The organism is Ectobacillus ponti (assembly GCF_024294785.1).
Classification (GTDB): Bacteria; Bacillota; Bacilli; order Bacillales; family Bacillaceae_G; genus Ectobacillus; species Ectobacillus ponti.
This window is the reverse complement of record NZ_JANCLT010000015.1, coordinates 29,079-47,480: the sequence shown is the minus strand read 5'-3', so window position 1 is coordinate 47,480 and position 18,402 is coordinate 29,079. Positions and strand designations below refer to the sequence as shown.

General features: G+C 51.5%; 16 protein-coding genes. 7 read left to right on the top strand and 9 right to left on the bottom strand.

Annotation, left to right across the window (positions count from 1 at the left end; translation table 11 throughout):
- The first annotated feature begins 51 nt into the window (after positions 1 to 51).
- Together NK662_RS20250 and NK662_RS20245 are read left to right on the top strand one after the other, a co-directional pair.
- Positions 52 to 423 (top strand): DUF2251 domain-containing protein, encoded by a 372-nt coding sequence (locus tag NK662_RS20250; RefSeq protein ID WP_254760781.1) that lies wholly within the window; start codon positions 52 to 54, stop codon positions 421 to 423.
- Between the two features lie 5 nt (positions 424 to 428).
- A complete protein-coding gene (locus tag NK662_RS20245) occupies positions 429 to 1,259 on the top strand; it encodes a phosphotransferase family protein (RefSeq protein ID WP_254760780.1) in 831 nt (276 codons plus the stop codon).
- A 51-nt stretch (positions 1,260 to 1,310) separates the two neighbouring features.
- On the opposite strand, the gene NK662_RS20240 is transcribed toward NK662_RS20245, so the two are convergent.
- Together NK662_RS20240 and NK662_RS20235 are read right to left on the bottom strand one after the other, a co-directional pair.
- A complete protein-coding gene (locus tag NK662_RS20240; protein ID WP_254760779.1) occupies positions 1,311 to 1,604 on the bottom strand; it encodes an ArsR/SmtB family transcription factor in 294 nt (97 codons plus the stop codon).
- Positions 1,605 to 2,017: 413 nt separating this feature from the next.
- Entirely contained in the window at positions 2,018 to 2,575 is a 558-nt protein-coding gene (locus NK662_RS20235) for a hypothetical protein (protein WP_254760778.1), read from the bottom strand.
- Positions 2,576 to 2,838: 263 nt separating this feature from the next.
- Between NK662_RS20235 and NK662_RS20230 the strand changes: the two genes are divergently transcribed.
- A complete protein-coding gene (locus NK662_RS20230) occupies positions 2,839 to 3,825 on the top strand; it encodes an aldo/keto reductase (protein ID WP_254760777.1) in 987 nt (328 codons plus the stop codon).
- A gap of 40 nt (positions 3,826 to 3,865) precedes the next feature.
- Here the strand turns inward: NK662_RS20230 and NK662_RS20225 are convergent, their stop codons facing one another.
- From NK662_RS20225 to NK662_RS20195, 7 genes are all read right to left on the bottom strand, one after another.
- Complete coding sequence (locus NK662_RS20225; protein WP_254760776.1) at positions 3,866 to 5,257, bottom strand: M20/M25/M40 family metallo-hydrolase; 1,392 nt, start codon at positions 5,255 to 5,257, stop codon at positions 3,866 to 3,868.
- 92 nt (positions 5,258 to 5,349) lie between these two features.
- Positions 5,350 to 6,279: a tetratricopeptide repeat protein gene (locus tag NK662_RS20220; RefSeq protein ID WP_254760775.1), complete on the bottom strand. Its 930-nt coding sequence runs from the start codon at positions 6,277 to 6,279 to the stop codon at positions 5,350 to 5,352.
- Positions 6,280 to 6,371: 92 nt separating this feature from the next.
- Entirely contained in the window at positions 6,372 to 6,827 is a 456-nt protein-coding gene (locus NK662_RS20215; RefSeq protein WP_254760774.1) for a DUF6884 domain-containing protein, read from the bottom strand.
- A 151-nt stretch (positions 6,828 to 6,978) separates the two neighbouring features.
- Positions 6,979 to 8,007, bottom strand: coding sequence for an McrC family protein (locus NK662_RS20210; RefSeq protein WP_254760773.1), 1,029 nt, complete (start codon positions 8,005 to 8,007; stop codon positions 6,979 to 6,981).
- A gap of 1 nt (position 8,008) precedes the next feature.
- A complete protein-coding gene (locus NK662_RS20205) occupies positions 8,009 to 10,501 on the bottom strand; it encodes an AAA family ATPase (protein WP_254760772.1) in 2,493 nt (830 codons plus the stop codon).
- Between the two features lie 66 nt (positions 10,502 to 10,567).
- Positions 10,568 to 12,988, bottom strand: coding sequence for a DEAD/DEAH box helicase family protein (locus NK662_RS20200; protein WP_254760771.1), 2,421 nt, complete (start codon positions 12,986 to 12,988; stop codon positions 10,568 to 10,570).
- Positions 12,981 to 13,307 (bottom strand): nucleoside triphosphate pyrophosphohydrolase, encoded by a 327-nt coding sequence (locus tag NK662_RS20195; protein WP_254760770.1) that lies wholly within the window; start codon positions 13,305 to 13,307, stop codon positions 12,981 to 12,983. The genes NK662_RS20200 and NK662_RS20195 overlap by 8 nt, the downstream gene beginning before the upstream one ends.
- Positions 13,308 to 13,658: 351 nt before the next feature.
- Here NK662_RS20195 and NK662_RS20190 point away from each other — a divergent pair, with 351 nt between their 5' ends.
- The 4 genes from NK662_RS20190 (at position 13,659) to NK662_RS20175 (ending at position 18,355) form a co-directional block, all read left to right on the top strand.
- Positions 13,659 to 15,581, top strand: coding sequence for a diguanylate cyclase domain-containing protein (locus NK662_RS20190; RefSeq protein WP_254760769.1), 1,923 nt, complete (start codon positions 13,659 to 13,661; stop codon positions 15,579 to 15,581).
- A gap of 356 nt (positions 15,582 to 15,937) precedes the next feature.
- Entirely contained in the window at positions 15,938 to 16,219 is a 282-nt protein-coding gene (locus tag NK662_RS20185; RefSeq protein ID WP_254760768.1) for an autorepressor SdpR family transcription factor, read from the top strand.
- Entirely contained in the window at positions 16,216 to 16,851 is a 636-nt protein-coding gene (locus tag NK662_RS20180) for an SdpI family protein (RefSeq protein WP_254760767.1), read from the top strand. The genes NK662_RS20185 and NK662_RS20180 overlap by 4 nt, the downstream gene beginning before the upstream one ends.
- A 139-nt stretch (positions 16,852 to 16,990) precedes the next feature.
- Positions 16,991 to 18,355, top strand: a complete 1,365-nt coding sequence (locus tag NK662_RS20175) for an amino acid permease (protein WP_254760766.1) — start codon at positions 16,991 to 16,993, stop codon at positions 18,353 to 18,355.
- The last annotated feature ends 47 nt before the right edge of the window (positions 18,356 to 18,402 follow it).

Genomic DNA, 18,402 nt, shown 5'->3' with positions numbered 1-18,402 from the left:
GAGCGAGTATAATAGAAAGTGCTTTCATATTTAGCATACGGAGGATTTCCTATGAGCCATGTTATTGAAAATATCGCACCTTCTGAGGAATTTGCTGCCTTTTTTGAGGATAATGGAGAAACAGCCTATCTCTACCTCGCCCGCATTGCGAATGGCGAGATTCTGGGCATTACCGATTCTCTCTGGATGTATAATCAAATCGAACCGCCGATTTCCGCCTACGAACAGGTGCTGCTTGCCTGGACGGAAGACAGCTCCCGCGTCGCTTTTATCATAAATGGCCATTGCCTGGGGATGATGGACCTGGCGGCCGGCCGGAAAGCAACCGCAAATCTGCACGGCGAGATTCCATTTACATACTGGGAATCCGGCATGCCGCAGGAGTTTGGCATGCCGCTGTCACTGGAGGTTCCAAAGGAGTGAGCCATATGCAAACCGGATGGCAGCAGCTTCTTCAGGCACATTACGGTGGATTCACTCCTGTGCGCCTAAGCGGCGGATATACAAATGATATGTTTTACTTGGAAGGGACAGATCCGCCTCTTGTTGCCAAAATCTCAGGAGCAGGAAGCAAGGACGCCCGGAATGAAGTCCGCTGTCTGCAGCAGCTGCAGGATGCTCCTGTACCGAAGCTGTACGCAGTATGGGAGGAAGAGGATCAACTGGCGGCCATTATGGACTACCGGCAAGGGCAAAACGGCCAATCGCTGCTTGACAGCGGCAGCCCCGATGTGTCTGCCCTGTATGAGTCTCTCGGCCGCACACTCGCTGCCCACGTGCACCGGCACGATTACAGGCCGGAATCCGAGATTCGGACAGGCACACTGCCGCAGACAGACCTGCCATTTGTCCCGGAGGATCTCGCGGTGCAATCAGAGGAATGGCTGAAGCGTCTCCCCCGCGGGCTCACTGCGCTTACCCACGGGGACTACGGCCCGCACAATGTACTGTACACACCAGAAGGGTTGACAGTTCTGGACTGGGAGTGGGCGGAGTGGAACCATCCGCTGTTTGACCTCGCCTGGACCTGCTGGTTTACGAAGCTCCACTACCCGGAGCAGGCAGATGAGTGGAACCGCCGCTTTCTGAACGCTTACCTTCATGTGCGGCCGCTGCCTTTCAGCAGCGAACAGCTGCAAAGCTGCTGTGTATACAAAGTATGGCAGGTGCTCCATAAGATACAGCACGCGCCGCAGGCCCAGGCAGAATGGGTGCGCCGGCTGCGCTGGACGTTGGACACACGCATTGCGCCATGTTAAAATACCGGTCATGCACCGGTATTTTTTTATGTACATGTTTCGGAAAAGGACTCAGTTGCCAAACAAAATATCCACGACCTTCTTAATCTTTTCATCTGCAATGGCATAACAGGGCTTCCCATCCTCCCCGCACTGCTGGACAATGCCCGCCTGCTCCAGCTCGGCCAAATGATGCAGCGCATACTCCTTCGGGAGATGAAGCGTGCGGCACAGCTCGCTCAAGCCCACGCTGGACCGCTCCGTTAAAATGTGCACGACCTCGAGCGGAACCGGCTCCGACAGCAGCGCCAGCTTCTCGGCTGCCACTGTCCACTTATCTTCCCCCCAGGTTGAATCGCGTCCCATTCCAGCGCCTCCGTTCCTCTTTTTTCTTTATCCTTCCCCTGCAGTTGTCCCGCTATGAAGGAAATCCGGTCCGCTGCACAGATTATATGGACAAAGGGGAGTTCCATAAGGTCTAGCTCTCTGGATATCTTTTCTCTCACTTATGGTAAATGAAATTAAAAAAGTGAGCTGCTCCTATCCGACTCTCTTTGACATGCCGGCTTTGCCGGGGCTTATGCCGGAAAAGCGGGAAGTTGCCGGCATGTGACTGCCTCTTCTTACCGGCTTGTCGGGTTATTTTTAAAGCTTGACCGATCTTTCTCAGAACCTGACGGGTTTTTCCGGATTCCTCCGGCAAAAGGACGAAAAAACAGGCATCCTATCCACCTATCCCGCAAAAAAGAGAGATGCCGCCGCATCCCTCCCAGTATGTATTAATTCACGTTGAACTTGATTTGCTTGCCATCATGCGTCACTTGATACGTCTTCGGGCTGATCGGCATGACGTCCTTCTGCCCATTGTTAATGGTGCGTTCCAGCGTGCACGGGCCGGTTTTCAGCACACCATTTTCAAAGCTGGCAAACGGGAGGTTGAAATGGCGGAATGAGCCGTGGTCAGAGGCCATATTGAGCCGGTAGATACCATCGTTCACCTCATTATAAAATGTGCTGTCCTTCACCAAGAAATTATCCAGCTTATGTATATCCTTCGCATTCAGCGCTTCCACATAAGCCGCCGCATACTCTTGCAGCCGCGTGCGCACCATTGCTTCTGTCAGGTGCACGGCTTGGCCCTCAGACTTGGCTGCCGGCTTTGCCTCCACCTGCTTTGGCGCTGCTTGCTCCTGTGGCCCGAGCACGTGCAGCTGAAAGACAGCGACAGCACCTCCGACCGCTGCCGCCCCTATCGCGCCCCAGCGCAGCAGCCGCTTGCCTCTGAATGCGCCTTTTTGCGCCTGCTTCCTCGCTCTCCGTTCCGAACGGTTCTCCATGAATGCTCCCCCTTCGCTGTTGTTTCGACATGGTATTGTAAATTATACTAATAGGATGGGGAACATACCATCAAAATCTGAAGTGGCGCCGCTTCACAAGACTGTCTGCCAACCAGCACCGTGCCATATATTATGTATTTTACGAATGTTGAGCCGCCTATTATGTACAACGTGCCTATATTTGCTACAGTGAGAGTACAGCCGGTTCAGTCAAAACAATACGGGCATGATAGAGAAGGGAAATCTATTAAGGAGGCATTTACATGAAAACAAGACACTTGGGCAAAAGCGATTTGAAAGTATCAGCGCTGGGACTTGGCTGCATGGGCATGTCTGACTTTTACAGCGGCCAAAACGATGAGGAATCCATCCAAACCATCCATCGCGCCAAGGAATTGGGCGTGAACTTCCTCGACACAGCCGACATGTATGGAGTGGGCCGGAACGAGGAACTGGTGGGGCGCGCCATTAGAGGGCGCCGTGGCGAATTCATCATCGCGACCAAATTTGGCAATGTACGCAGCGCGGACGGGGCTTTTCTCGGCGTCAACGGCCGGCCTGCATATGTGAAGGAGGCCTGCGATGCGAGCCTGCGGCGCCTCGGCGTCGATTACATCGACCTCTATTATCAGCACCGCGTGGACCCGAACACGCCGATTGAAGAAACCATTGGTGCCATGGCGGATTTGGTGAAGGCCGGCAAAGTGCGCTATCTCGGCATGTCAGAAGCGGCACCGGATACCATCCGCCGCGCCTATGCTGTTCATCCAATTACGGCGCTGCAAACCGAATACTCCCTGTGGAGCCGTGACGTGGAGGATGAAATTATCCCGCTGTGCCGCGAGCTCGGCATCGGCTTTGTGCCGTACAGCCCGCTTGGCCGCGGCTTTTTGACCGGGCAGATCCAGCGCTTTGAAGACTTGGCAGAAGACGATTACCGCCGCTTCTCCCCGCGCTTCCAAGGCGAAAACTTCAAGAAGAACCTGGAGCTTGTCGCCCGGATTCAGGAAATTGCAGCCGAAAAGGATTGCCAACCATCCCAGCTCGCATTGGCATGGCTGCTGGCACAAGGTGAGGACATCGTCCCGATCCCGGGCACAAAGCGGAGAAAGTATCTCGAAGAAAACGTAAAGGCGCTGGACATTGAGCTGACAGTGGAAGACCTGCGCCGGATTGACGAGGCGGCGCCGCAGGGCATCGCAGCCGGCTCCCGTTATCCGGAGGCCAGCATGCGCGGCGTAAATCTGTAAAGAAAAACGGGTGGAGCCTGATTGCTTCACCCGTTTTTTCTCACATACGAACTCTCCGGTCCCCGGCAGCTCCCTCGCGTGCGTCTCTCCGAATCTCCCGCAACACACCCCGAAGCAAATCCGCATGACGGAACACACCCTTTACCAGCTGCAGCGTTCCGTAGCAAGCCCCCACATCCAATGTCTCATGATCCGTATGCTCATGCTGATAGCCGGCAGACAAATTGACGCTCTGAATGCCCTGCTGTGCCCAAATGCGGGTATCGCTGCTGCCGCCGGCTGTGCACTTCCAGCCGGACAGCCCCTCCAGCACCGCCATATCCTCAAACAATTCACCATATGCTTCCTGGCAAAAAAACTCCCAGCCGCCGCAGGATGTTACGATATCGCCTGTTCCACGCCGGTCTACGACAATCGCCGCATCCACGTCCCAGAGAAAATGCTCTGCCACCTCTCTTGCCCCGCACAGGCCGACCTCCTCTTCCACGGTAAACAGGAACTTCACGGTCCCGCTGAAACCGGAAGCATCCAAGCAACGGGCTGTTTCCAGCAGCACCGCCACACCCGCGCGGTCATCCGCCCCAAGAATGCCGGCGCTGCTTGACCAGATGCTTTCGTTCTTTTCAATCCGGCGCCCTGGCACAAGCTCCTCCACTGTATCTAAATGAGCATTCAGCAGGATGGTCGGCCCATTGCCGCGCCGGCATTTCTTCTGCGCGACAAGATTTCCATAGGAATCTACCATCATATGATCCACAAACGGCTCCAGCTTGTGATAGACAAGCTGCCGGATTTCGCCCTCACTCCCGCTCACACCGGAAACAGACAACAGCTCTTCCACCTGCAGATAAAAGAATTGCCGTCGCACATACTCAGCACCCTCCTGCAGCCACTCCGGCTGGACACAGTGCAGCTTTTCCGCCACATCCAACAGTTCCTCCCGCTCTGTGAGCATCGCTAAAGTCCGGCCGCGCCGCACCTGTACCCGCTTCACCCCTGCCGCCAGCAGCAGCACTTCGGCTAGTTCTGTGTCCTTCTCTGATGCCAGCTCTACAAACGGCAGCCTGCGTCCATGTCCGTCACAGCTCAGGATGGTGAACAAGCCGAGCCGATTCAACTCGCGCACCACACCGCTGATATACGTATCCAGCTCGCGCACCTTCGGCTCCTCCTGCCCCGGCCGGAACCACAGCCCCTCGCCGATCCCCCGGCTCTGAAACTCCACTGCTGCCAGCCACTCCGCTTCAGCAATAGGCGCAGCTTCAATCTGGAACAGACATGCATCTCCATGTACCGGGACCCCGGCGCGCTGCAGGCACTCCAGCAAAAACACCATGTTCTCCTCTGTCTCCCCACGGCCGTCAAACGCCCCCTGCTCCTTCTCGCACACACGAAAACCCTGCCGGACAAATAATTGATTCCACGTCTTCATCTTTTCGTCCCCCTATAGCTTCTGCATTTGTACCGCTTCCTGCGGTTTACATGTCCAGTATGCCATAAAGGCTGTGACACCACTGTCACACCTCAGTCGCAGAAATCATCCACCCGGTGCATGATACAAAAGGGAGCATACCGGAAATCATACACCATCCCTCTTGCCGTCTGCAGGGTAACAAGATGGGAATCCAATGCAAGCTCAGCCAGTTGATTTCGCAGGCGCTCGATATTTTTACGAAACGTACTGCTCTTCATTTCGTGATGGGCGTCCCGGTAAAACACCAGGCCACCATCATTTGCGGTGATGGGCCGATCAGCCGCTTGCAGCAGGAAGTGCCGCATCGCATACCCCTGATTCTGGGTAAGTGCCACCTCTCTACCCTCATAGGACAAGGATGTTTCCCGATTACCGAAATACAGCATAATCGTGCCGGAGCGGTCTGCCAAGGCATCCTCGCACTCCTCCTTCGAGCACGTCGCCCTTCCATCTCTCGTAATCTGACAAAAGGCATGCTGCTCCAGAAAGGCTTCATTCCGTCCGAGCAGCTCATACAGCGGCGACAGTTCCGTCCCGGCCACACCTTCCCGCTCAGCGGCCGCCGGCAGCTTTCCGAGCCGTTCATAAGCCTGTGCCGCCATATGCAGCGAGCTGTTGGCCAAGTACATATTCGCATAGTACAACTGCTGCTCGTTCAGTCTATACTGCTTCTCCCCGCATCTATCCTGTAGCTTCAGCGCTTGCTGAAAATGCACCTGTGCCTCGGCATATTCCTTCTCTTTGTACGCCAGAAACCCAAGCCGATAGTGGGCAATGGAATTGTCTGGTTCATACCGCAATGCCTTCTGCAAACTTTCCTTTGCCCACCGGTCATTCCTGCGGTAGACCGTCTTCAAATATGTACCATGCTCCACCAGCGTACTCACCAGCAGGGAGCGGATCGACTGTAGCTCCCTTCCATCATCCGGGCGCTTTCTCAGCCTGTTGTAGAGCTCCTGGTATACTTCTACGAGACTCATATATCTGTATTCATCATCCGAATCCCACAGCTCCGCTTTCAAATCATACAATTCCTCATCCGTCTTATTTCACAACCGCATAGCTTCTCCCCCTATTCCATACTCTCTCCCCGCGCCACCGCTGCTTGTAAACGCTGCACCATATAGCCGATTCCCCGGCAATCAGCCAAAGGATAGTGGAAGGAGCAGCTGTCCCCAAAGGCCTGCTCCACCACCTTGCGATATTTCTTCCCGCCCAGCACAACAATAGACCGAAACTCTCCCAAGCCTTTATCAGCAATTTGCCGCTGCAGCGCTTCAGTGCTGATAATCTCCGGGCTCTTGGAGCCAAAGGCCACATCATAGTTTTCTTCCACTATATCAGTCGGCAGCAGAAAGCCGTGCTTGGCTGAAAGAATTGTCCAGTTCTCAAAGAAGGTTTCTGCATAGCTTTGGCATGCCTTGTGGAAGGTGCTCATGTATACATGCTTCGCCTCTTTTTTTCCCGCGTTTTCATCTTGATCCCAGATTTTCTTTGCTCCGCAAGGGATGATGCATAGCTGTTTCATGTATGCTCTCTCCTGTCTATTATCCATCTTTTCCCTTCCATACCTGTACAAATGGACGCGTGCAAGCTGAAGTAAAAAAGTGGTGCTTTAATACGACAAATACCGCACAAAAACACCACTTACTATTTCACTTTAAATCATATGTCTGCCTTCACGCTTGTACCACCATGATTAGCCGGTTATGAATCTCCTGCCAAGGCGCATCAAGATTTAAAGTCATAACCTCCATTGTCATCCGTTCACCCGCTCGAAATACTTCATTTACTTCTACTCCATTAAAGGGATAGACCAGGATTCCTCTCAGCCTCATTTCCCTGGACTGATGCATCAAGTACGTGTATAACTGATACAGATTATGACTGTGGAATGAAGCCTTACCGTAATTCTCTTGAAACATATTACGATAAAATTTGGCATCCATGATAATCTTGTCTTGCCCGTTCCTGTTTGTCATGGATATGTCTGTACGCATTGTCGGCAGCCACTTTGTTTCCCCATCCAAATTCCAACGCATCACTTCTGAAGAAACCTTATAAACGCTTTGCTCAAGCCGATAAAAGTGGAACAAAAATTTCTCGAAAATCTGGTGCAAGGCACGTTCTGTCACCTTGGCTGAAAACAGACTCCAATTTCCTTGCTGATGGGACAAGAGCCGCAACTCATGCAGCAGACGGGCCATATGCACCATGCGCTGATATCGGATGTTCTGCCGGTCAAGCCGGAGCCTTGTAAACATTCCAGTTGTCAGCGGCACCTCTGACACACCCTGCAGCGCCTCCAAACGCAGAAAGCTCTGTTGTCTGGTCTCCGCTTTAACGTAACGATTCTGCACGATTCCCTGCAGTATGGTCTTCATAATCTGGTTTAACAGGATGTCCTCCGAATACTCATCCTTCTCGCAAACAAGCGAAGCCCGCCGTGCCATAATATGTGGAATAGACTCCCCCATTAAAATGCGTCCGCCCACCCGATTTGTTTCTTCTGTCACAGCCACGTAATTTCTTATGATTCCACGTTGCTTCAGTACGTTCACTTCACGTAAAAATTGCTTTGCCAAGAAATCATAGGTGATTAAGTCTTCATTTACCTCATTCAGACTTTCCACCAGTTCAGGCATTTCATTCGCATAGCTCAGCAGGCAAAACAGATTACGGATGGGAACCTTACATACCGGCTCCATCCTACGCTTCCTCAATTAACGAGCGTACCGTTTCTGGCTGGTCATAAAAATACTCCTCCAGAAGCGGCAAGATTTCAAACTGCACGATATTCGTAAACCAAGTCTCCTCATCCAAGTATTCCGGTTTGATTGAGAAGAAGGAATGGCCAATCTCATAGCCGCTGCCAAGTTGAAAATCCTTGGTGATTTCTTCATTCCATCGTTGGACAGCCGCCTCAATACGCCCTGCCATTCGATTTGATACTCCGGATGCCCGCAACGTGTCTCTCCACTTTTCATTAAAGGCTGGCTTCAGTGTCACGAACGCAAAGCGGCGGCGCAACGCCACTTCCAACTGTGCCAACGACCGGTCAGCCGTGTTCATCGTTCCAATCAGGTACACATTTCCCGGCACCGCAAACCGCTCCTTTGAATAGCTCAAAAGCACATGCTCATCGCGTTTGTCATGCTCAATCAGCATGAATAGCTCACCGAAAATCTTTGAGAGGTTGCCCCGATTAATCTCATCAATAATAAAGTAATAATCCAACTCCGGATTTTCCTGCGCCTTCCTGCAGAACTCATAAAAAATACCTTCCTGCAGACGAAACCCACTCTCGCTCGGACGATAGCCCATAACAAAGTCCTCATAAGCATAGTTTTGGTGGAATTGCACAAGCTCCACCCGTTCCTCATCCTTTGCTCCCATCAGAGAATATGCCAAGCGCTTCGCCAAAAATGTTTTGCCGACACCCGGAGGCCCCTGCAGGATTATGTTCCTCTTGTACCGCAGTAACCCCGTAATTGTCTGGTACTGCTCTTTGCCAATGAAGACCTCACGGAAGAAATCCTCCGTTCCATATGCTTCTAGTTCTTCCGCCTCGGGAGGTGTAACAAGCCCAATTGCTGTCTTCAGGTTCGGCTTCAGCCTCCAAATAAAGTGCTGCTCCCTGTCCTCACCATCAAACAGCACATTCCAGTAGATGCTGCTTCCATCCTTTCGTTTCTCTGGCTCAATGCCGGCAGCAGCAGCCACACGTTTAGCAAGATTCACAGTCCAGGCATTGAAAGCTGATGGATGCTTATCCAGCTCTTGGCTCAGTTGCGTAGCCGTTGCCTCTCCACCCAACTCGTACATCTTGCGCAGGAATTGCCGGTCTGTTTCCTTAAAGACTTCATCATCCTCAAATAACGCGGCCCAAGTCTCAACGCTGACCGGCTCCGCCTGAAGCTCTTGCCCGCTGCGGAACTGCTCCAGCACGGCGACCATATGTCCGCGGAACACATCATATCGGAAGGAAGCCACATCTGCAGCAAATGCCAAGTCCTCCTGCCCCCGCTTTTCATGCTGGTCGCCATACAGCAGCCCGTATCGTACACCCTCTTCATCAATGGATACAAAAAATTGTGGCGCTTCACGGTGACCTCCGTATTGCTTTTCATACACTGCCAACCAGCATTCCGAACAGCCAAAAGTCTGGTTCCAATCAAAGCCATTCAGCACCCGGTTCTCCACAAAATCCAGCTCCCGGAATTCCTTCATCTGCCGGATGGCCTCATGAATTTTCCGCTGCTCCTCCTGCACCCGTTTCTTCTTGTCGGCATAATACAACTGAAACAAAATGGTAAAATTGTTCCAGGAGTGCAGGATGTTAGTCGTGTATTTCACCTTGACTTCGTTCTTAATCATCTCCAGCTCTTCCATGCTGATAGAACCCGATTCTAGAATACGGTCCACCACCCGGAACCGAATTTGGTTAATTTTCTCGTGCTGACGATATTGATTCCGCAAGGATTGCAGTGTATCTCTAGAGAGCTGGGCAACCGCTTTTAGCATGAGCTCTGGATTTTTCTTAAAAGCTGCCAATTCCATTGCCAAATCATGCAGGTACTCTACAGCACTCTCCACCCGGATTTCCGTATACTGCATCAGACAGAACAGAAAATCCAGTACCTCTGTCATTGTTACACCCGGATGCGATACTTGCAGCTGATTGAGTACAGATTTACAAGATGTTACATACAACTCATACTGTTCACCTGGTGTTTGCCCGCTTTCTGTGTTATATATTCGTTTTAACTCTATCTGCACCCCCTGTACATATAAGGGATATTCCTGCACATCAAATGCAGCAAGTAAACAGCTGTACAACTCCGTATCCCCCGTACGGAAGGAACCTTTCAATTCCTCCCAAAATCCATTTACTCGATCTTGTATTGGAGCATTGTCATATACAAGCCTTTGCAGTTGGGCTGCCGCTTCAACGGGCGTTTCATCCGCATAACGGATTAACTCCATCAAGCTGATTGCCGAGGCAGAGTTGTTGATATCCTTCTGCAGCTTCTTCAAGATATCAAGTACAGTAAACTCATTAAGGTCTTGCCCTTTCAGAAAGCTGTTTAGGTCGGACAGTGTACCGAGCACAGGTAGGTTGTTTTGTCCTGTACGTTCCCTGTATGACACATACCTGTTAAATGCGATATCGAGGTAGGTGTCTTGTGTTAGCTGTTCCATGTTTTATCCTCTTTTCTTTACAGCAGTTTTCTTCCTTGATTACAGAACATAAAGCTGCTTCCCTCATCATCTCCAAAAGAAATAATACTGCAGCCGATACTCACAAATTTCCTTGGTCCACTCCCATACAATCTCCCGATACTCAGGGAGCACATCAAATCCAAGGCGGAGCATATTGTCTTCGAAGACAACCAATCCCTTGGAGCTGCCGCTCAGCTTCGACATGGGCATCTCCGCAATCAACGCACTTACTTTCCTCTCGTTATACTCCCACATGGCCTTTGTATTCTTACTTGAGAAGTCCTTATCCCGTCGGTATTTCTTTTCCACATAATACTGATGGAAATACGGTGCGGCCTCCTGCGGGGTAATGGGCAGAAACCATTTGTCCGCTCCTCTCTCCAACATTGCCTGCAGCACAACCATTTTGTAGCTTCTTGTCATAGTCGTACCTTCCACTTCGAGAAGCCAGTTCTCATACAGCTTAAAAGCCTCCTGTTCCCTTTCACTCAATTCGCCGGCCCAGTGCAGGAAACCAACATATGATTTAAACTCTTGGCGGTACATACCATACTGATCCAGTTTTCCATTTTGATATACTTCCACATAGGCAGGCCTTCTTCCCAAATCCTGCTTTACAGTAAAATAGTTATCAAGCAATTGCTCCCTACGCGGTGCTCTCTTGCGCGCCATCTCATCTAACAGATTTACAGCCGCTAATTCAAAGTCGACCATACACCCTTCTGGAACAATCGGTTTGTTCACACTTCTTTTTGCAGCTGCTTGGTCACCCTGAACCTGAAACAGTGACATCTTCACATCCGCATTACGGTAGTTTCCAATTAAATCGATAATGACGCAGTATTCCTTCCCGTCATGCAGGCGAAGCCCGCGGCCAACCTGCTGTGTGAAGACTGTCAGGGATTCTGTCGGTCTTACAAACAGGAGTGTATCTACGGATGGGATATCCACGCCTTCATTGAACAAATCCACAGTAAAAATGGCTTCCATTTCACCATCCCGCAGCTGCCGGATGGCTTGGGATCGTGGAAGTGCTTCAGGACCTGAATGCAGGGCAACCGTCCTGTGTCCATTCAGATTAAAAAATTCACTCAAAGCTCTTGCTTGTCTGATGGAGGAACAAAACACCAGTGTCCGCGTCTGCTTATGCTCCCGCCATGCCTGCAGAGTTTTTTCAAATAATTCATCCCTCAGTTGCACGGCAGTAAGCTGTTCTTCGTCATACTGTGTTCCCAACCAGCGGATTTGGGAGTAGTCTGTGTCATCATACACTCCGTAATAATGGAAGGGAGACAGCCATTGATGCTGGATTGCCTCCAGAAAATCAATCCGGTATGCGACCCTATTGTTGCATAGGGCATAGATGTCCCGGTTGTCATTCCGATCCGGTGTCGCAGTAATACCAAGTAAAAACTGCGGTTGGAAATAGGACAGCACATTTCTATAAGAGTTGGCAGCCGCATGGTGAAACTCATCTATCACAATCAAATCAAACTGGTTTGGGGAGAACTGCTGTAAATGGCGTTTTTGATTCAGTGTATAAATAGAAGCAAACAGGAAGTCAACGTCCCGCTCCTTCACTTTCCCGTTGTAGATCCCGGTCTTCTTGCTTGGATGCACATTCCGAAAAGACTTCTGTGCCTGATACAGAATCTCCTCACGATGCGCCACAAAGAGAACCCGCCGGAACCTCCGGGCAAAGAAGGCAGCCAAATACGTTTTTCCGAGTCCGGTTGCCATAATGATCAGTGATTTATCAAAGCCTTCTTCTACTGTTTTCTCCAATTCTTCCAAAGCCCCTACTTGTGCAAAGCGCGGCTGAATTTCACCATACGAAACTGATGAGTCAGCTACCTTGTCCGGCAATGTCTTGCTTTTGCCCTGCGGCAGCATCAGATTCTGCTCCTCTGCTTCCGTCCAGTTCCGCACAAGGTTCGGATGCTTCTGATGATAGCCATCGTAATTTCCCCTGTACAGCTTCAAGGTTTCAGTATTTACAGAGATGGTCTGTTCATGATTGTGCAGTTTCATAAATTCATTGATGGCTTGCTCAAATGTGTCTATTTCTGTTTCCTTCTGCATCCCCAGATTCCATTCCACACCATTTCTTAAGGCTGACTTTGATAGGTTGGAAGAGCCGACGAACAGCATTCCTCCGTCCCCGTCCTCAAAAATATAGGCCTTCGGATGAAAGGATTCGCCGCCGCTTCGGAACATACGCACTTCAATTTTCGGGTGGATGTGAATAAGCTCCTCCAAGGCATCGGGCTGTGTGATATACAGATAATCCCCCGTACAGATTTTGATATCAGCATCTCTGTCAGCAGCCTGTCTCAGCGCTTCACGCAGCAAGCGGACACCAGACTTCATAATAAAGGAGGTTAAGATAAAGATGGTGGAAGAACGCTCTATGCGGCTGGTGATTTCAGACCCAAGATGTCCTGTATAGAGTTCAACCTTACGCATCCTTCACCTCAATCAGAAAAATCTTTTCAGCAAATCCGCCGCGCTCCTCTGCCTTCCGCTGCCGAATCCGTTCCACTTCCTCCACATCCGCACCATGGCACTTGGCCAGCGCATGCAGGATTTCCAATAGGTCCGCCAGCTCCTCAAGCGCGCTGCTGTCATCAGCTGCCTGCAGATATTCTGTCAGCTCCTCCTGGCTTTTCTTTTTTAATTCCTGTATGTATTCCTTGTCTCCGAGAATGCGTGTGGTGCAGGTTTTTCCATCCTTTGCAATTACCTGCGGAATATGGTCACGTACGAGCTTGTTGTAAATCGGCATGATGGCTTGCTCCTTTTCCAAATTGGTTATTATGTTCTATGATACCAAAATTTCCTTTTCTATGGTTGCAAGACCCAAGATGAATTTTACATAAAACATTTCGCAGGATATCTCCTTTCTTCAAAACAAGCTGCCGTGTTTTGTTATAAAGACAGCACCCATTCGCTTCTTTCTGGAGAAGAAAGCCCCTTCAGCCGCAATCACAATTAAACTATTTGATAATTTTACATATATAGGATAATATTTATAGATAGATATTTATATTACTTTGAATTCCAATGCCTCACCCGCGCAGCTGATAGCTTCGACCGATCGTATACATCGCCAGACGAAAGAAGAGGATGTGCTTTGATGATTACAGGCTACGCAGCCATTACCAGCTTATTGGCTTTGCTGATTGCAGTCAGCGGAGCGTATTTGACATTGATTGGCATTCAAAAGAGCTTCTTCGCGCCACGGCTGCAGGCCGTCTGCTGGCGTGTCTTCGCCGGCGTCATAATTGCCATCGGCGGATGGACGACCCATTATGTCGCCCTCCTTCCGTTTCACGGGGCGACTGTGCAATATCGGATTGACCGGATGCTGCTGACGCTTGTGCTGACGGCGCTCTGTTCCGTGCCGTCCGCCCTGCTGTATCGGCACCAGCAGGCCGTCCGCGTGTACGGGGCGGCGGTGCTGATGGGCGCCGCTTTGGCAGTTGTGCATTTCACCGGCATGACAGCCTTGCATACGCACCAGCACACCTTCAGCAAGCCTATGCTTGCCGCGTCCATTGCCTTGGCGCTCTTGTTGAGCGTCCTGCATTTCTCATGGGTGCGCCGGGAGCATTTTTCGGAGAATCTGTCCCACCCGCAGACGCTTCAGCGGGCCGTGCTGATCGGCCTTTCCATCGTTTCGTTTCATATCTTTGCCCTGTTCACGGATACAGGCATATCGTGGCATTACTTCTTGCACAGGACGGCTGCCCCGCCCTTGCAGATTACAGGGTTCTTCCTATATCTTGTGGCGGCAACGGGCCTATTGTTTCTCGGAAGCTTTGTTTATATTGTCTTCGAGAATCAGCGGGCCAAGGAACTGGCGCTTCTGTCGGGCCTGCAGTACCATTCCCTGTTCTCTGAAAATGTGGAAGGCGTGCTGCTGCTTGCCGCTGACGGACGCATACGCGAAAGCAATGCCGCGGCTGCGGGATTGCTCGGCTATCAGGAGGATGAGCTGAAAGGGATGCCCGTCAGCTGCCTCCTGGCAAAGGGGCACCCGGAAGGCAGCATAGACGAGACAAGCCTGCGGAGAAAGGACGGCTCAGCCTGCCCCGTGCTGCTGAAGCAGGTGCGGGTCCACTCAGAGGCACAGGCGCACGGCATCTTCTGGCTGTTCATGGATTTGACGCAGCAAAAGGAGATGGAGCGGCAGCTGAAGGAGAGCGAAAGGCTGCACCGCATCATTGCGGAGCATATGTCGGATTACATCAAGGTGCTGTCGGCTGACCGGAAGCTGCAGTATGTCTCCCCCTCTTACCACAGCATGTTTGGTATGGATGCGGAATACGATGTGCTGCAGGATGTCAGCAGCTGTGTCCATCCTGATGACCGCGCCGTTGTGCTCGGGCATTTGAACAGCACTTATACATACAAGCGGGGCGGGAGCCTGGAATACCGCCGCAGGCACGCGGACGGCTCATGGGTCTGGGTGGAGACGTTCTCGACACCCATGCTGGTGGATGGCCGGATTGATTATATTGTACTGGCGACAAAGGACATTCGCGCCCGGAAGCAATATGAGGAGCAGCTGGAACGCATGGCCTACTATGACCCGCTGACCGGAGCCGGCAACCGGCGCTTCTTCGAGAAGTATATTCAGCGCATCCTGCAAGCTCCGCAGCCATTCGCTCTGTTGTACATGGACTTTGACGGCTTCAAGCAAATCAATGATCTCTATTCCCACGAAGCAGGAGACGCGTTCCTGCAGGAGGTGGCCGTCCGCATTTCCGCCGTGCTGCGCCAAGAGGACTGTCTGGCCCGGCTCGGGGGCGATGAGTTTGTCGTTGTGCTGCCGTCTGCGGCAGCTGCGGAGGCGGCTTCTGTCGCCAAACGAATTTTGCATACGTTTCAGCAGCCCTTCTGCTATCAGGAGCACATCATTCGGACAACGGTCTCCATCGGCATTGCCTGCTTTCCCCTCGACGGGCAGACGAGTGCGGAGCTGCTGCGGAAGGCGGATGAGGTACTGTACCAGGTCAAAGAAAATGGACGAAACGGATATGCGCTGTCTTCCTGAAAGCGTATATCCGTTTTATTCTTCATTGTAATCACACCTGTAATCCCCTTATGAAAGTAAAAATATGGAAATATAGAGTTGGTTATATACTAGTCAGGGGGACAGGGTATGAAGCGGGAATATATTGAAACAGAGTGAGGCAGCTTTGAGGTGCTTATCGGCGGCAAGGGAACAGAGCCGATGTGCATCGCGCACTTGGACCAGGAATTTCTCAGCGGCGAAGAGCCGTTTCAGCAGGCCCCCCATGCTTTCGCCGGAGCGGCTACATAGGAAAACATGCAGTAGACTTTCTGCTGCATGTGGCATATAATTTAGATAGTTAGAGAATTATCTAAATATCTAAGAAGGTGCGAATGATGAATGAAACATTCAAGGCTCTTTCAGATCCGACCCGAAGGCAAATTCTTGATTTCCTGAAGGATAAGGATCATACCGCCGGGGAATTGGCCGAGTATTTTCAGATTACCAAGCCAAGTCTGTCGCACCATTTGAGCATCCTGAAGAATGCCGGGCTTGTGCAGGATGAACGGAAAGGGCAGTTCATCTACTATTCGCTCAACACAACAGTGCTGCAGGATGTCATGAAATGGCTGCTCGAAGTATCATACCAAGGGGAAAAGGGAGAGAAGCAGGGATGAAGAGCCGGATATATATGTCGGTGCTGGCGCTTATCACAATCGGAATTGGAGTTTGGGGACACTTCCACCTGCCTGACACGCTGCCGATCCATTGGAACTGGCAGGGTGAGGTGGACGGCTACGGCAGCAAGTACAGCGTGATTTTCGGTTTCCCGATTATTGCGGTGGTCCTGTACGTCATGCGGGTGGCAACGCCGAAGCTGGATCCGCGGAAGGAAAACTACGAAAAGTTTAAAGGCAGCTACGCTGTGATCATGAATACGCTGTTCACATTCTTCGTCATCATGTACGGCATCGTCATTCTGAACGGGGCCGGCTACGAGATTGATGTGAATACGATCATGCCGGTTTTGGTCGGCCTGCTGTTTATCATTCTGGGCAATTACATGCAGCGGTTGAAATCCAACTACTTCATTGGGGTGCGCACGCCATGGGCGCTGCATAACGATGAGGTGTGGCGCTATACGAACCGGGTTGGGGCGCGCACGTTTGTTATAGCGGGCGTTGTCCTGATTGCCGCTGCCTTCGTGCCGGCTTCCTGGAAGGTCAGCCTGTTTATTGGAGCCGTGGTCCTGGCGGCTGTCGTTCCCGTTGCCGCTTCTTATCTCTATTTCAGAAAGCTCTCACGCTGAGCGCTTCTGCCCCGGTGAACCCGGGGCATATTTGTATATGCAGCAAAACAGCACAGCTTTATACATTTTTGTATGGAATGCAAGTTTGCATATTTAACGCCTCCTGCCGAACAATAAGAAGACCTGAAGGAGGCTTCTTATGGCACAAACAACCTGTACCTCAGCTGAAAATAAGGCAAAGGGAAAAAAGGGTGATTTAAAGTGGTGGCAGCTGTCGCTCATTGGGGTGGGCTGCACGATCGGAACCGGTTATTTTCTTGGCTCCGGCATCGGCGTCCGCATTACCGGGCCTGCTATTGTCTTTTCCTTTCTGCTTGCCGCTCTCGGCACATATGTCGTCTTTCACTTTCTCGCGCAAATGACGGCGGAGGATCCGCAGGAGGGCTCGTTCTGCTATTATGCCGGCAAAGCTTACGGCAGGTGGAGCGCCTTCAGCTGCGGCTGGAATTATTGGACCTCCAAAATTCTCATTATCGGCAGCCAGCTGACCGCCCTGTCGATTTTATCCCGATTCTGGTTTCCGAAGATGCCGCTTTGGATGTTCGCGGCGGGCTATGCCATACTGGCCATCTTCGTCGTGCTGCTTGGCACAAAGGGCTTCGACAAGGTTGAGAATATTCTTGCCGTCACGAAAACAGCGGCGATTCTCATGTTCATCGTGCTGGCCATTGCGGCGCTGGTCGGCTGGATCCACGGCGACGTGAACCATCCCGGCTTTCCGGATTCGCTGCAGGAGGTATTCCCCCGGGGCTACCGCGGCTTTTGGGCTTCACTTCTCTATGCCTTTTATGCCTACGGCGGGATTGAAGCCATCGGGCTGCTGTCCATGCAGCTGAAAAATCAGGAGGAGGCGCCAAAATCAGGTCAGGTCATGCTCATCGTCCTGACAATTATTTATGTCATTTCCATCGGGCTGGTTGTTATGATGGTATTCGATCATGGCATTGATGAAAAAGAAAGTCCCTTCGTCACAGCTCTGGACAAGTATCATCTTGCCTTCTTTCCGCATGTGTTCAATGCCGCTATCATTACAGCAGGCTTTTCGACCATGACTGCCTCCTTATTTACCGTGACAAACCTGCTGGTGACACTGGCAAAGTCCAAGGATGCGCCGGCTCTCTTCCAAAAGGAGAAAACCATGCTGAAGGGCAAAAAGGTGCCGCTGCCTTCCCTCATTCTGGCAGCCATCGGTCTGTCGGCATCCGTTGTTACCGCCCTGCTGCTGCCCGGCAAAATCTACGCATATATCACCACAGCCGCCGGGATTTTGCAGATGTATAACTGGGCCTTTATCATTTTGTCGGCCTTCAAGGTATTGAAGCTATCCGGACGCGATAAGCTGTTCTGCGTGGTTGGCCTGTTGCTGCTTGCCGCCGCTGTCACCGGTACACTGTTTGAAAAAAGCATCCGGCTCGGCTTCTTCATCAGCCTGGCGTTTGTCGCCGTCATCGGGGTTGTTACTTTCATTATGACGCGCATTTGGAAGAAGGCAGCAGTTCAGTAAACAAGGGGGATGCCCTGAAGCGCGCGCAAGCGGTCTTCAAGCATCCC

Bases quoted from the DNA above. Each gene is read 5' to 3' on its own strand.
- NK662_RS20220 (WP_254760775.1), bottom strand. From the start codon at position 6,279: ATGAGTCTCGTAGAAGTATACCAGGAGCTCTACAACAGGCTGAGAAAG.
- NK662_RS20175 (WP_254760766.1), top strand. From the start codon at position 16,991: ATGGCACAAACAACCTGTACCTCAGCTGAAAATAAGGCAAAGGGAAAA.
- NK662_RS20205 (WP_254760772.1), bottom strand. From the start codon at position 10,501: ATGGAACAGCTAACACAAGACACCTACCTCGATATCGCATTTAACAGG.
- NK662_RS20235 (WP_254760778.1), bottom strand. From the start codon at position 2,575: ATGGAGAACCGTTCGGAACGGAGAGCGAGGAAGCAGGCGCAAAAAGGC.
- NK662_RS20245 (WP_254760780.1), top strand. From the start codon at position 429: ATGCAAACCGGATGGCAGCAGCTTCTTCAGGCACATTACGGTGGATTC.
- NK662_RS20240 (WP_254760779.1), bottom strand. From the start codon at position 1,604: ATGGGACGCGATTCAACCTGGGGGGAAGATAAGTGGACAGTGGCAGCC.
- NK662_RS20210 (WP_254760773.1), bottom strand. From the start codon at position 8,007: ATGGAGCCGGTATGTAAGGTTCCCATCCGTAATCTGTTTTGCCTGCTG.
- NK662_RS20185 (WP_254760768.1), top strand. From the start codon at position 15,938: ATGAATGAAACATTCAAGGCTCTTTCAGATCCGACCCGAAGGCAAATT.
- NK662_RS20195 (WP_254760770.1), bottom strand. From the start codon at position 13,307: ATGCCGATTTACAACAAGCTCGTACGTGACCATATTCCGCAGGTAATT.
- NK662_RS20200 (WP_254760771.1), bottom strand. From the start codon at position 12,988: ATGCGTAAGGTTGAACTCTATACAGGACATCTTGGGTCTGAAATCACC.
- NK662_RS20215 (WP_254760774.1), bottom strand. From the start codon at position 6,827: ATGAAACAGCTATGCATCATCCCTTGCGGAGCAAAGAAAATCTGGGAT.
- NK662_RS20180 (WP_254760767.1), top strand. From the start codon at position 16,216: ATGAAGAGCCGGATATATATGTCGGTGCTGGCGCTTATCACAATCGGA.
- NK662_RS20190 (WP_254760769.1), top strand. From the start codon at position 13,659: ATGATTACAGGCTACGCAGCCATTACCAGCTTATTGGCTTTGCTGATT.
- NK662_RS20225 (WP_254760776.1), bottom strand. From the start codon at position 5,257: ATGAAGACGTGGAATCAATTATTTGTCCGGCAGGGTTTTCGTGTGTGC.
- NK662_RS20230 (WP_254760777.1), top strand. From the start codon at position 2,839: ATGAAAACAAGACACTTGGGCAAAAGCGATTTGAAAGTATCAGCGCTG.
- NK662_RS20250 (WP_254760781.1), top strand. From the start codon at position 52: ATGAGCCATGTTATTGAAAATATCGCACCTTCTGAGGAATTTGCTGCC.